Genomic DNA, 13089 nt, shown 5'->3' on the forward strand with positions numbered 1-13089 from the left:
ACCCTAGCGGCTACCACCGACAGAACCGAGCTGCTCCGCCGCGGACCCGGCCGACCCGGCCGACTCGGCCAACTCGGCCGACTCGGCCAACTCCGCGAACTCCGCGAACTCCGCCAGCAGCGGCGACGTCCGCCCCGCCGCCCAGGCCAGGCACACCCGGTGCGGCGCGAGGTCCGACACCGGCACATGCACGACGTCCGCGCGGGTGTAGAAGGCCGCCATCGACAACGGCAGCACCACCATCCCCTCCCCCGCCGCCACGTACTCCAGCTTCTCCTCCACCGTGTCCACCCGCGGCCGCGACCGCTCCGGCCGCCGCCCCGACACCCCCGGCAGATCCCGCCACTCCGGCACGAAGTCCGGATCCTGCAGCAACAGCTCACCACCCAACTCGGCCATCACGACCGACGCCTCACCCGCCAGCCGGTGCCCGGCCGGCAACACCGCCACCCGCGGCTCGGCGAACAGCGGACGCAGCACCAGACCCTGCCGGTCCACCGGCAACCGGACACAGGAGACATCCACCCGGCCGTCCAGCACCATCCGCGCCTGATCGGCCCAGGAGGTCCGCACCACCTCCACCGCCAGCCCCGGATGCCGCTCGCGCAGCCCCCGCACCGCCGCCGTCACCGCCACCCCCGGCATGAACCCCACCACGAACCGCGCCGGCCCCTCCCCCGACCGCCCCACCCGACGACGCAAGGCCTCCGCCGCCGCCAGCAACGGCGGCGCGTCCTCCAACAACTGCCGCCCCGCGTCCGTCAGTTCGGTCGAACGCCGGTCACGCCGGAACAACTGCGCACCGAACTCCGCCTCCAACGCCCGGATCTGCCGCGACAGCACGGGCTGCGCGATGTGCAGCTCCGCCGCCGCCCGACCGAAGTGCAACTCCCGCGCCACCGCCACGAAGTACCGCAGCTTCCGCAGATCGACGTCCACCGCCACCGCCACCCCCGCTCACCGCGCCCGCTCACCGCTGATACCCCGAGGGTATGACAGCCGACCGAACAGGTCTTGGACGCCACCACCCCACCCGGAGCACGATCGACACAACCCCCCGGCCACACCACGAAAGGCGCCACCATGCCCCTCAAGGAACAGCACGTCGTCGTCCTCGGCGGCACCTCCGGCATCGGCCTCGCCACCGCCGCCCTCGCCGCCGAACGCGGCGCCCGCGTCACCGTCGTCTCCAGCCGACCGGACAGCGCCCGACGCGCCCTCGCCACCCTGCCCGCCGGCACCACCGCCGAAACCGCCGACCTCACCGACAACCACCAGGTCAGCGCCCTCTTCGACCGCCTCGGCCCGCTCGACCACCTGGTCTACACCGCCGGCGACCCGCTCGCCCTGATGACCGTCGACACCATGGACCTCGACGCCGCCCGCGCCCTCTTCACCCTGCGCTACTTCGGCGCCCTCGACGCTGTCCGCGCCGCCACCCCGCAGCTGCGCCCCGGCGGCTCGATCACCCTCACCTCCGGCACCGCCGGCCTGCGCCCGGTACCGGGCTGGAGCGTCGCCGCGAGCGTCTGCGGCGCGGTCGAAGCCCTCGTCCGGGCGCTGGCCGTGGAACTCGCCCCGATCCGGGTCAACGCCGTCCGGGCCGGGATGATCCGCACCCCGCTCTGGTCCGGCCTGCCCGAGGCCGACCGCGAGCAGCTGTACGCGCAGACCGCCGCCGCCCTGCCCCTCGGCCGGATCGGCGACCCCGAGGACACCGCCGAGGCCTACGCCTACCTGATGGAACAGCGCTTCGCCACCGGTACCGTCCTCACCGTCGACGGCGGCGGGCTGCTCGCGTAGGACGCCCGGTCACGGGCCCGGGCCGGTCAGCGGTACGCGCCGGTCAGCGGTACGGGCCGGTCACAGGTACAGCCCGGTCGAACCCTCCGTGTCACCGAAGCGGCTCGCCGCCACCGCGTGCAGGTCCCGCTCGCGCAGCAGCACGTAGGTGGCGCCGCGGACCTCCACCTCCAGCTTGTCCTCCGGGTCGTACAGCACGCGGTCACCGGGCTCCACCGAGCGCACGCTCTGCCCCACCGCCACGGCCTCCGCCCAGGTGCAGCGCTTCGAGAGCTCCGCCGTCGCCGGGATCAGGATGCCGCCGGTCGAGCGGCGCTCGCCCTCGCTGCCCTCGATGCGCACCAGCACGCGGTCGTGCAGCATCCGGATCGGCAGCTTCTCGCCCAGCCGGTCGTGCCGCACCGCGTCGTGCTCGTGATCGGAATGGGTCGGTTCGTCGTTCGTACTCACGGTCCCGAAGGTACCGCCCCCGGGCGCGGCGCGTGACGCTGGCCCGGCATGCGGAAGGGCCGGGCCGCCCGACGGCGGCCCGGCCCTCCGGAGGTCCCGCTCGATCCGCCGATCAGTCCTCGCGGCGCTTGCGCGAGGAGGACAGCAGCACCACCAGGCCGAGGCCGACCAGTGCGACCGGGACGATCCGCTCCTTGCGCGGCTGCCCCTTCTCGTCCAGGAACTGCGCCTTGACCTTCTCCACCAGGCCGCTCGCGGCCACGTACGCCCGGGCCGTCTTCTCCTCGACGGTGGCCATCGCCTTCGCCTTGACCTGCGCGGAGATGGTGCTCGGGTGGATCCGCACGGCCAGCTCGTCCAGGTTCGACGCCAGCCGGTCACGGGTGCGCTCGATGTCCGCCTCGATCTGCGCAGCCGTACGCGCCGGCTTGTCCTGCGTGCTCGCGTCGCCCACTCGGGCCACCCCATTCACTTGCCGATGTAGTCCTGTCGTCCTCTGCGACCAACCCAGTTTGTCAGCTGCCACGCACGGGCGCGCGGCCCCACCCACCAACGGAGGTAAGTTTGCCGTGGTACGACCGTCCGTCCCAGCCTCCAGGAGAGTACGACCGTGACTGAGCGTCTCCAGCCCGGCGACACCGCGCCCGCATTCAGCCTGTCCGACGCCGACGGCAACCAGGTCTCGCTCGCCGACCACCTGGGCCGCAAGGTCATCGTCTACTTCTACCCGTCCGCCCTCACCCCCGGCTGCACCAAGCAGGCCTGCGACTTCACCGACAACCTGGCGGTCTTCGAGGGCGCCGGCTACGACGTCATCGGCATCTCCCCGGACCAGCCGGAGAAGCTCGGCAAGTTCCGCGAGAAGGAGGACCTCAAGGTCACCCTGCTCTCCGACCCGGACCACCAGGTGCTGGAGGCCTACGCCGCTTACGGCGAGAAGCAGAACTACGGCCGCACCTACCAGGGCGTGATCCGCTCCACGATCATCGTGGACGAGCAGGGCAAGGTCGAGCGCGCCCTCTACAACGTCAAGGCCACCGGGCACGTCGCCAAGCTGCTGCGGGACCTCAAGGTCGGGGCCTGAGCCTCCGGAACGCACTGAACGAACTGAACTGAACGGACTGAACGAAGCGGTGGCGGCCCACCCCCCGACCGGGTGCGCCGCCACCGCCGTTCCTCACCTCGGGTGACTGCCGTCAGCCGTCAGCAGGCCCCGAGGTCGTTCCAGACGCCCCAGGCGCCACTGGCGGAGGGGTCGTCGCCCTTGGTCCACCACTTGTTCTGGTAGTAGTGCCCCTTCCAGGACACCTTGGTCGGCGTCGCGTAGGTGGTACCCGCGTCCCAGCCCGGGGCGGCCGTGCAGGCGCCGGAGGTCGGGGTCGCGGTCGGGGTCGGCGTACCGGTGGGCGTGCCCGTCGGGGTCCCGGTCGGGGTCGCGGTCGGCGTGCCCGTCGGAGTCCCGGTCGGAGTCGGGGTAGGCGTCGGAGTCGGAGTCGGCGTGCCGCCGTCCACCGCACCCCGGGTCAGGTCGCCCTTGAGCCCGTACAGCGTGCCGCCCACGTTGACCGTCCAGTTCGACGGCGTGGACACCGGCAGGTAGTAGACGAAGTCGATGTCGACCGAGGCGCCCGGCGCCAGCGACTGCCAGCCCGGCAGCTTGACCGACACCCGGTTGTAGGTGCCCTTCAACCCGCCGACGTTGCCCGGGCCCGGGTTGTCCTGCCGGATCACCTGGAGCCCGAAGCCGGACTGGTCCTTGGCGTTGCCCGGCGCCGAGTTGCTGTAGTCGAACTGGAACTCGGTGCCGCCCGGCAGGGTCAGCGTCGAGTTGTTGACGATGTGCAGCTTCGGGTTGATCGGGTAGTTGGAGTCGCCCAGCGCGAAGTTGGTGAACGACACGTCGACCGGCAGGGTCTGCTGCGGCAGCGCCACCGTCGAGCGGACCGCACCGTACGGGCTCGCCGCCTTGAACTTGTCGTACATCAGCGAGGTCAGCGTCGAACCGGGCACGTACTCGCCCTTGCCGCCGTTGGCGGTGGCGTCCCAGCGGTAGTCGCCCGCGAGCTCCCAGATCATCGCGCCGCCGGCGCCCTGGTTGACGATGTAGTCCGCCTTGGCGCCCACCGACTGCTCGTCCTCGGTGGACAGGAACACCTTCTTGGTGTCGTTCCACAGCCACGGCGCCACCAACGAGGAGCTGTAGTTGCGGGTGTAGCTGCCCTGGAGGGCGGTGTCCGTCACCCCGTACTTGGCCAGGTAGTCGGGCAGGACGCCCTTCTCCAGGTTCTTCGCGTGCCACATCGGGTTCGACCCGGCCGGGGACTCCTTGCCCGCGTCGTCCTTGTCGTTCCAGATGTTGTCGATCCCGACCGCGCCGTCACCGCAGGAGGTCAGTCCGGACCCTGCTGGGCAGCTGGTCGCGGAAGCGGTGCCCCAGAGGCCGTTGGTGCCGCCCTGGACGTTCTTGAAGCCGCGGGTGTAGTACGGCAGGCCGACGTTGATCCGGCCGGCCGGCAGCGCACCGCGGAAGTAGTGGTACGACCAGTCGGCGTTCAGGTAGCCGATGCCGCCGTACTGGCCGGTGCCGTACACGTTGGCGGCGGCCAACTCGCCGTCCTTGCCGTCGTCGTAGAGCGAGGCGTTCGGGCCGACGTACTTGTTCCAGGCGCCGTGCAGGTCGTACGACATGATGTTGACGTAGTCCAGGTACTGGGCGACCTGGAAGGTCTCCATGCCGCGCAGCAGGTACCCGGAGGACGGCGCCGCGACCGACAGCAGGTAGTGCCTGCCGTCGGCGGCACCCGCCCGGTCCAGGTTCTCCCGCAGGGTCTTCATCAGCGCCGCGTAGCCCTTGGCCAGCGAACCGCGCTTGGCGTTGGCGAGCTGCCAGTCCAGCGGGTTGCCGGCGTCCTTCATCGAGGTCGGGTACTCGTAGTCGATGTCGACGCCGTTGAAGCCGTACTTGCGGATGAAGTCGACGGAGGAGGCGGCGAAGGTGTCGATGCCGGCCTGGTTGACGCTGCCGTCCGGGTTGACCGTCATCGAGTAGAAGCCGCCGGAGCCGACCCGCTTGCCGTCGTCCCCGAAGTAGCCGCCGGTCTCGGTCCAACCGCCCACCGAGATCAGGGTCTTGACGTTCGGGTACTGCTTCTTGAACTTCGTCAGCAGATTGAAGTGGCCCTTGTACGGCAGCGTCGGGTCCAGTTCCGCACCCGGCACGCCCGGGAAGGAGATCCCGGTGGCCTCGTTGGTCGGCCCGTCCGTGCCGACCGACAGCTTGTTGTCGCCGCCGACGTGCCCGAAGGCGTAGTTGAGGTGGGTGACCTTGTCCCAGGGGATGTCGCTCACCAGGTAGGGCTGGTCGCCGTTCTTGCCGGTGCGCCAGCCGGTGAAGTACCCGATGATGCGGCGCTGGTGGTCCGCGCCCATCTTCTCGCGCCCGCTGGTGTCGTAGACCGAGCAGTACGGGACGTCCACCCCGGGCGTCTGGTACAGCCCGTCCGGGCGACAGGCCGCGTTGTCGACGGCCGCCGACGCCTGCGAGGGCGCCGCACCCAGCGTCGCCATCAACAGCCCCGCCAGCGACACCGCCGCCAACGACGCCACGCCCGCCCGGGCACTCTTGCGGCGGATCGCAGCGGTGGGACGCCGCTCCGCCGTACTACGGATCAACACTCGGTCCTCCAGGAGAGAGTGTCGGCGCGTACCTGTGGGGGAGCACGCACGTGGGGGATTCAATTGGCGCCGAAGCTATGTGGTCTGAACCACATAGGTCAATAGGTCTGTACCAATTGGTCATCACTCGGCAAACCCCCGATGACCCGTAACCAAACCACCCCCCGGTCGTTCGCATACCGGGGAAGGGGCACGACAACTGCCCAAGGGGGACCGCCATGCCGGTCAAGTACACCCGCGAACTGCTCGCCGAGCTCGCGGCCGAGTCCACCAGCGTCAACGAGATGATGCGCAAGCTCGGCGTGCCGATGGCGGGCGGCACGCACAGCTACCTGAGCAAGCGACTCAGGCACTTCGGGATCGACACCTCGCACTTCAACCACGGCCGCCCCGACTACGGGCGCCGCCGCTACCCGCGGGAGGTGTTGGCCGAGGCGGCGGCGAACAGCGACAGCATCAACGCGATGATGGCCCACCTGGGCGTCACGCCGTACGACAGCCTCTACGGGTACCTGAAGAAGCGCCTGGCCGATTTCGGCATCGACACCTCGCACTTCAAGTTCCGGGGCGACGGCCGCAGCAGGGCCGAAGCCATCCCGAAGGAGGCGCTGGCGCAGGCCGTGGCCGCGCACCGCAGTGTCCGCGGCGTGATCCTCGCACTCGGCATGACCGACTGCGGCAACTCGCGAACCCTGCTGCGGGAGGCCATCGACTTCCACCAACTCGACACCAGCCACTTCACCGGGCGGGCGCACAACAAGGGGCAACGAACCGGCCCGCGGCGCACGGCCGAGGAGTTGCTGGTCCGGCGCCCGGCGGGAAGCCGGCGGGTCCCGGGCGAGCGACTTCGAACCATGCTCGTGCACATCGGGCATCCCGATGTCTGCGATCTGTGCGGCACACCCCCGACGTGGCGCGGACGACCGATGACGCTGGAGGTGGACCACATCAACGGCGATTGGCTCGACAACCGGCGGGAGAACCTCCGCCTGCTCTGCCCGAACTGCCACGCCGTCACCGACACCTATTGCGGGCGAAACAAGAACAAGCGCAAGGCGCCACGGGAAATCGCGGTGTTCCCATCGGAAGCGAGGCCCTAGACTAGAGGCCAGGCGGCCTTGGCGGAGCTGGCGAGACGCGCCGGACTTAGGATCCGGTGGGGGAAACCCCGTGAGGGTTCGAATCCCTCAGGCCGCACCAGCCTTACACCTAAGATTCAAAGGCCCGCCCCGAGAGTGATCTCGGGGCGGGCCTTCGTCGTTTCAGACTTCCCGTCAGCCGAGGAGGTCCTTGACCACCGGGACCAGGCCGCGGAAGGCCTTGCCGCGGTGGCTGATGGCGTTCTTCTCCTCCGCCGTGAGCTCCGCGCAGGTGCGGGTCTCGCCGAGGGGCTGGAGGATCGGGTCGTAGCCGAAGCCGCCGTCGCCCGCCGGGGCGGTGCGCAGGGTGCCGAGGAGGCGGCCCTCGACGACGCGTTCGGTGCCGTCGGGCAGGGCGAGGGCGGCGGCGCAGAAGAAGTGGGCGCCGCGGTGGGGTTCGGCGATGTCGGAGAGCTGGGCGAGCAGCAGGTTGAGGTTGGCGAGGTCGTCGCCGTGCTTGCCGGCCCAGCGGGCGGAGAAGATGCCGGGGGCGCCGTTGAGGACGTCGACGCAGAGGCCGGAGTCGTCGGCGACGGCGGGCAGTCCGGTGGCGCGGGCGAGGGCGTGGGCCTTGAGGAGGGCGTTCTCGGCGAAGGTGACGCCGGTCTCGGGGACGTCCGGGATCTCGGGGTAGGCGTCGGCGCCGACGAGTTCGACGTCCAGGCCGGCGTCGGTGAGGATGGCGCGCAGCTCGGCGACCTTGTGCTGGTTGCGGGTGGCGAGGATCAGGCGGGTGGACATATCGCCCACCCTATCGAGATCCGGCGGACGGTCAGCCGGTGCAGACCGAGGTGAGGTTGCCGGCCGCGTCGCCGAGCGGTTTGAGGTCGGGGGCCTGCTTCCTGTCGACGGCCTGCTGGACCTTGTCGGCCTGCTTCTGGAGGTCGGTGACGGCCTTGGCGACGTCGGTGTTCTTCGAGTTCCTGCCGATCTGGTCGAGGTCGCCCTTGAGCTTCTGGAGCGCCTTGCCGGCGGCGGCCGAGTCGTTGCTGGAGTTGTCGTAGGCCTTGGTGAGGTCGGCGAGGTCGCCGGTGACCTTGACGGCGGTGTTGCCGCAGTCGATGGCCTTCTGGGCGGCGGAGCAACTCACCATGCTGAGCGGGAGGATCGCGATCAGTGCGGCCACGGCGAGGGCGGCGGGGCGGGCGATGCTCGACGAGGCCATCCGGTCCTCCTGGGGCGCGGGTTCCGTGGGGGAGGACGCGCGCGGACGGGGCGCGGTTCCCGCAGCGGGGTGCTGCGGGAACCGTACGGGCTGCGGGCCGCGCGTGTACAGCGGGCCGGGCCCGGTTCACTCCGGGGGGAGGTTCACTCCGGGGGGAGGTTCAGCCTTCGAGTGCCTTGCGCTGGATCTGGTCGAGTTCGGCGCAGCCGAGGGTGCCGAGGTCGAGCAGCTGGTCGAGCAGGGCGCGGTCGAAGGGGGCGCCTTCGGCGGTGCCCTGGACCTCGACGAAGCGGCCGTCGGAGGTGTAGACGATGTTCATGTCGGTCTCGGCGCGGACGTCCTCCTCGTACTGGAGGTCGAGCATGGGGACGCCGTCGATGATGCCGACGCTGACGGCGCTGACGCCGCCGGTGATGGGCTGGCCCTTGGCGCGCAGGAGCTTGCGGTCGCGGGCCCAGGAGACGGCGTCGACGAGGGCGACGTAGGCGCCGGTGATGGCGGCGGTGCGGGTGCCGCCGTCGGCCTGGAGGACGTCGCAGTCGAGGACGATGGTGTTCTCGGCGAGGGCGCGGTGGTCGATGACGGCGCGCAGCGAGCGGCCGATGAGTCGGCTGATCTCGTGGGTGCGGCCGCCGATGCGGCCCTTGACGGATTCGCGGTCGCCGCGGGTGTTGGTGGCGCGCGGGAGCATGGAGTATTCGGCGGTGACCCAGCCTTCGCCGCTGCCCTTGCGCCAGCGCGGGACGCCTTCGGTGACGCTGGCGGTGCACAGCACCTTGGTGTCGCCGTAGGAGACGAGGACGGAGCCTTCGGCGTGCTTGCTCCAGCCCCGTTCGATGGTGATGGGGCGGAGCTGGTCGGGGGTGCGGCCGTCGATACGTGACATAGCCACTGAGCGTAGCTGTTGCGAACGCCGGTTCCGGATGCGCCTCGGCCCGCCGTCCGCGTGGGCGGGTCGGCGGGCCGTGGGTGGTGGAGCCTGGCTGGTAAAGCCTGGGTGATCGAGCCTGGGTGGCTCAGCTCACATCATGTCCTCGATGTCGGCGGCGATCGGGTCGGCGTCGGTGCCGATGACGACCTGGATCGCGGTGCCCATCTTGACGACGCCGTGGGCGCCGGCCGCCTTGAGGGCGGCCTCGTCGACGAGGGAGGCGTCCCTGACCTCGGTGCGCAGGCGGGTGATGCAGCCTTCGACCTCTTCGATGTTGTCGATGCCGCCCAGACCGGCGACGATCTTCTCAGCCTTGCTGGCCATGTGGTTTCTCCCTCTGTCTCGGCTCTTCGGCGGCTCTGCCGGGTGCCGTCCTGCGCTGTGCTGGGGTTCGGTCCTCGGCCGTCGGGTGGCGAGGTCCGTGCCGGTGGCTGACGCGGGTTCAGCTGGGGTCGCGCTGCCGGGCAGCGCGACCAGCATGACCCGAGCAGGTCCGGTCTGCCACGTTAGTCCACTTTTGGCCCATTCCGGCGCGCAGGCTCCGGGTCGCCACCCGAGGATGACGATCAGCGGGGCTCGCGTCCCGGCGTCCGGCCTGCGTCCCAAAGTGGTCTACACCAATATATGTGTACTCCGATGAACGCAGGAAGGACCCCGGGTGTTCCTGACCCCCGCCCGAGGGTCCCGCAGGGGCCCACCAGTCGGCAACTGCGCTCGGAGGGCGAAGGATGAGTTCGGCAGGCGCCACGGCCCCGCAGAACCTGTGGTGGCACACCTTCTACGGCGGCCTCCAGAAGATGGGCCGCTCCCTCCAGCTCCCGGTCGCGGTGCTGCCCGCGGCGGGCATCCTCAACCGGCTCGGCCAGCCGGACGTGTTCGGCAAGGACGGCCTGGGCTGGAACAACGTCGCCAAGGTCTTCGCGGCGGCCGGCGGCGCACTGCTCGACTCCTCGCTCGGCCTGCCGCTGCTGTTCTGCATCGGCGTGGCGATCGGCATGGCGAAGAAGGCGGACGGTTCGACGGCGCTCGCGGCCGTGGTCGGCTTCCTCGTCTACTACAAGGTGCTGCACGCGTTCCCGGAGCACTGCAAGGCCGGTACTGTCCAGATCCCCGACGCGTGGACCGCCCAGTGCGTGGACTACAGCTCGGCCAAGGCCGCGGCCGCGGCGTACCAGAACCCGGGGGTGCTGGGCGGCATCCTGATCGGCCTGATGTCGGCCTGGCTGTGGGTCCGGTTCCACCGCGTCAGACTGGTCGACTGGCTGGGCTTCTTCAACGGCCGCCGCCTCGTCCCGATGATCACCGCCGTGGTGGGCCTGGCCACCGCCTGCATCGCCCTGTGGGTCTGGCCGCCGATCGGCCGCGGCCTGAACGACTTCTCGCAGAACCTCGCCGATCTCGGGGCGGGCGGCGCGGGCATCTTCGGCCTGTTCAACCGCGCGCTGCTGCTGATCGGTATGCACCAGCTGCTGAACACCTTCGTCTGGTTCCAGTTCGGCGAGTTCACGAAGGCCGACGGCAGCATCGTGCACGGCGACATCCCGCGTTTCCTCGCGGGCGACCCGACGGCGGGGCAGTTCCAGTCCGGATTCTTCCCGATCATGATGTTCGCGCTGCCCGCCGCGGCACTCGCGATCGCGCACTCGGCCAAGCCGCACCGCCGCAAGGAGATCTACGGCCTGATGCTCTCGGTCGGCCTGACCTCTTTCGTCACCGGCGTCACCGAGCCGATCGAGTACTCCTTCGCCTACATCGCCCCGGCCCTGTACGCCGTGCACGCGCTGCTGACCGGCGCCTCGATGGCGGTCACCTGGGGGCTGGGGGTGCACGACGGCTTCAGCTTCTCGGCCGGTCTGATCGACTACGTGATCAACTGGGGGCTCGCCACCAAACCGTGGCTGATCATCGTCATCGGGCTCTGCTTCGCCGCGGTGTACTACGCGCTGTTCCGGTTCATCATCGTCAAATTCGATCTGAAAACACCGGGGCGCGAGGACGAGACCGAGGTCGAGGACGTCACCAAGGCCTGATTCCCCGACCGTACGGAACAAATCCCGGAGCACCGCCCCACAAAGGCCCTCGGACCCGCCGGTCCGGGGGCCTTCGGCATTTCACCGAAGGACGGAATTCCCTACCAGCGGGTCACCGAAATGGTAATTCGGTCGCGATCCGGCCGGCCGGACGGCGGTCGGGACGGGTGCCGAGCACGGGCGGGGGCGCCCCGCCGGGCACGTCCGCGACCCTCCGGTCACTCTCAGCAGCCGCGGCGCACGCCCGGGAGCGGCCGGATCGTCCGGGAGCGACCCCGCCGGCGACCGCCGGACCCGCCGCGACCCGGGCGCCGCACGGGCTCGGCGCTTTTTGTTGCGCAAATAGCCAAAATCACAATCGCGACTGAAATCATGATCACCGCTCCGGATCCAGGTTTCGATTTCATAGCGCTTGTCGACAACCCTGCTATCCGGGCTTCCCCGACTTCTCCACCCGTGCTACAAAACTGGTCTACACCACGTGTGGTGTAGACCAGTTCGCGGTTCGGCCCCCGTGCCTTCCCCCCGACCGACCGCCATGCCGTTAGGAACCCACCCCCATGAGTCAGTCTGCGCAGGCACCGGCGCCCGCCAAGGCTCCGGCGCCGATCAAGAAGTTCGGCAATGCCGTCCTCCCCGGTCTCCAGAAGGTCGGTCGCAGCCTCCAGCTGCCGATCGCCGTGCTGCCGGCGGCCGGTCTGCTGGCGCGTCTGGGCCAGCCCGACGTCCATGAGAAGTGGCACTTCCCCGCGAAGCTCGTCGAGGTCTTCGGCGCCGCGGGTACCGCCATCACCGGCGCGCTGCCGCTGCTGTTCTGCGTCGGTATCGCGATCGGCTACGCCAAGAAGGCGGACGGTTCCACCGCGCTGGCGGCACTGGTCGGTTACCTCGTGTTCAAGAACGTGCTGACCGCCTTCCCGGCGGACGGCACCGTCACGGCCGCCCTCCCCGCGGGCAAGCCGCAGGACCCGGGTGTCCTCGGCGGCATCGTGGTCGGTCTGCTCGCGGCCATCCTGTGGCAGCGGTTCCACCGCACCAAGCTGGTCGACTGGCTGGGCTTCTTCAACGGCCGTCGACTCGTCCCGATCATCATGGCCTTCGTCGGCACCGGCCTGGGCGTCCTGTTCGGCCTCGGCTGGCAGCCCGTCGGCGACGCGATCTCGCACGTCAACAACAGCCTGGTGGGCGCGGGCGCGGTCGGCGCGGGCATCTTCGGCCTGGTCAACCGCGCGCTGATCCCGATCGGCATGCACCAGTTCGTCAACACCTACGCCTGGTTCCAGACCGGTGACTTCACCAAGCCGGACGGCACCGTCGTGCACGGCGACATCAACCGCTTCCTGGCGGGCGACCCGACGGCCGGCCAGTTCCAGGCGGGCTTCTTCCCGATCATGATGTTCGCACTGCCGGCCGCCGCCCTCGCGATCGCCCACTGCGCCCGCCCCGAGCGCCGCAAGGCCGTCATGGGCATGATGATCTCGATCGCGCTGACCAGCTTCGTCACCGGTGTGACCGAGCCGATCGAGTTCACCTTCCTCTTCATCGCCCCGGTCCTGTACGCGATCCACGCGGTGCTGACCGCCGTCTCGATGGCCGTCACCTGGGGCCTCGGCATCCACCACGGATTCAGCTTCTCGGCCGGTCTGATCGACTACACGATCAACTTCAGCCTGGCCAAGAACCCGCTGCTGATCATCCCGATCGGCCTGGTCTTCGCGGCGATCTACTACTTCACGTTCCGCTTCGCGATCACCAAGTTCAACCTCAAGACCCCCGGTCGCGAGGACGACAGCGAGATCGAGGACGTGACCAAGGCCTGACGCCGGTCCCGCCCGCCCCGAAGGCCCCGCCCACCGCCGCTCCCCCGGCGGCCGGGCGGGGCCTTCGGCGTGTCCG

At 70.0% G+C, this 13089-nt stretch carries 13 protein-coding genes and 1 tRNA gene; 6 read left to right on the plus strand and 8 right to left on the minus strand.

Annotation, left to right across the window (positions count from 1 at the left end):
- Positions 1-3: 3 nt before the first annotated feature.
- Entirely contained in the window at positions 4-939 is a 936-nt protein-coding gene (locus tag AB0F71_RS26815; protein WP_360238919.1) for a LysR substrate-binding domain-containing protein, read from the minus strand.
- 144 nt (positions 940-1083) lie between these two features.
- Here AB0F71_RS26815 and AB0F71_RS26820 point away from each other — a divergent pair, with 144 nt between their 5' ends.
- Complete coding sequence (locus tag AB0F71_RS26820; protein WP_360238921.1) at positions 1084-1803, plus strand: SDR family oxidoreductase; 720 nt, start codon at positions 1084-1086, stop codon at positions 1801-1803.
- Positions 1804-1863: 60 nt separating this feature from the next.
- On the opposite strand, the gene AB0F71_RS26825 is transcribed toward AB0F71_RS26820, so the two are convergent.
- Entirely contained in the window at positions 1864-2166 is a 303-nt protein-coding gene (locus AB0F71_RS26825; RefSeq protein ID WP_232543252.1) for a co-chaperone GroES, read from the minus strand.
- A 199-nt stretch (positions 2167-2365) separates the two neighbouring features.
- The gene (locus AB0F71_RS26830; RefSeq protein ID WP_360238924.1) at positions 2366-2707 is read right to left on the minus strand and encodes a DUF3618 domain-containing protein; all 342 of its coding nucleotides are present in this window, start codon (positions 2705-2707) and stop codon (positions 2366-2368) included.
- Positions 2708-2863: 156 nt separating this feature from the next.
- Here AB0F71_RS26830 and bcp point away from each other — a divergent pair, with 156 nt between their 5' ends.
- Positions 2864-3337, plus strand: coding sequence for a thioredoxin-dependent thiol peroxidase (bcp, locus tag AB0F71_RS26835; protein ID WP_360238927.1), 474 nt, complete (start codon positions 2864-2866; stop codon positions 3335-3337).
- A 119-nt stretch (positions 3338-3456) separates the two neighbouring features.
- Here bcp and AB0F71_RS26840 read toward each other — a convergent pair whose 3' ends face one another.
- Positions 3457-5820, minus strand: coding sequence for a glycosyl hydrolase family 18 protein (locus AB0F71_RS26840; protein WP_360239116.1), 2364 nt, complete (start codon positions 5818-5820; stop codon positions 3457-3459).
- Between the two features lie 326 nt (positions 5821-6146).
- On the opposite strand from AB0F71_RS26840, the gene AB0F71_RS26845 reads away from it, so the two are divergent.
- On the plus strand, positions 6147-7028 hold the full coding sequence (locus AB0F71_RS26845) for an HNH endonuclease (protein WP_360238930.1): 882 nt from the start codon (positions 6147-6149) through the stop codon (positions 7026-7028).
- A 12-nt stretch (positions 7029-7040) separates the two neighbouring features.
- Positions 7041-7128: transfer RNA gene (locus tag AB0F71_RS26850), tRNA-Leu, on the plus strand.
- A 74-nt stretch (positions 7129-7202) separates the two neighbouring features.
- Here the strand turns inward: AB0F71_RS26850 and rdgB are convergent.
- The 4 genes from rdgB to AB0F71_RS26870 form a co-directional block, all read right to left on the minus strand.
- Positions 7203-7808, minus strand: coding sequence for an RdgB/HAM1 family non-canonical purine NTP pyrophosphatase (rdgB, locus tag AB0F71_RS26855; RefSeq protein ID WP_360238933.1), 606 nt, complete (start codon positions 7806-7808; stop codon positions 7203-7205).
- A gap of 31 nt (positions 7809-7839) precedes the next feature.
- Complete coding sequence (locus tag AB0F71_RS26860) at positions 7840-8232, minus strand: hypothetical protein (RefSeq protein ID WP_360238936.1); 393 nt, start codon at positions 8230-8232, stop codon at positions 7840-7842.
- 160 nt (positions 8233-8392) lie between these two features.
- Positions 8393-9118 (minus strand): ribonuclease PH, encoded by a 726-nt coding sequence (gene rph, locus AB0F71_RS26865; protein WP_360238939.1) that lies wholly within the window; start codon positions 9116-9118, stop codon positions 8393-8395.
- 135 nt (positions 9119-9253) lie between these two features.
- Positions 9254-9487: a PTS glucose/sucrose transporter subunit IIB gene (locus AB0F71_RS26870; protein ID WP_037619188.1), complete on the minus strand. Its 234-nt coding sequence runs from the start codon at positions 9485-9487 to the stop codon at positions 9254-9256.
- 404 nt (positions 9488-9891) lie between these two features.
- On the opposite strand from AB0F71_RS26870, the gene AB0F71_RS26875 reads away from it, so the two are divergent.
- Both AB0F71_RS26875 and AB0F71_RS26880 read left to right on the plus strand, forming a co-directional pair.
- A complete protein-coding gene (locus AB0F71_RS26875; protein WP_360238942.1) occupies positions 9892-11193 on the plus strand; it encodes a PTS transporter subunit EIIC in 1302 nt (433 codons plus the stop codon).
- A gap of 560 nt (positions 11194-11753) precedes the next feature.
- A complete protein-coding gene (locus tag AB0F71_RS26880) occupies positions 11754-13013 on the plus strand; it encodes a PTS transporter subunit EIIC (RefSeq protein ID WP_360238945.1) in 1260 nt (419 codons plus the stop codon).
- Positions 13014-13089: the final 76 nt, after the last annotated feature.

The organism is Kitasatospora sp. NPDC028055 (assembly GCF_040637885.1).
Classification (GTDB): Bacteria; Actinomycetota; Actinomycetes; order Streptomycetales; family Streptomycetaceae; genus Kitasatospora.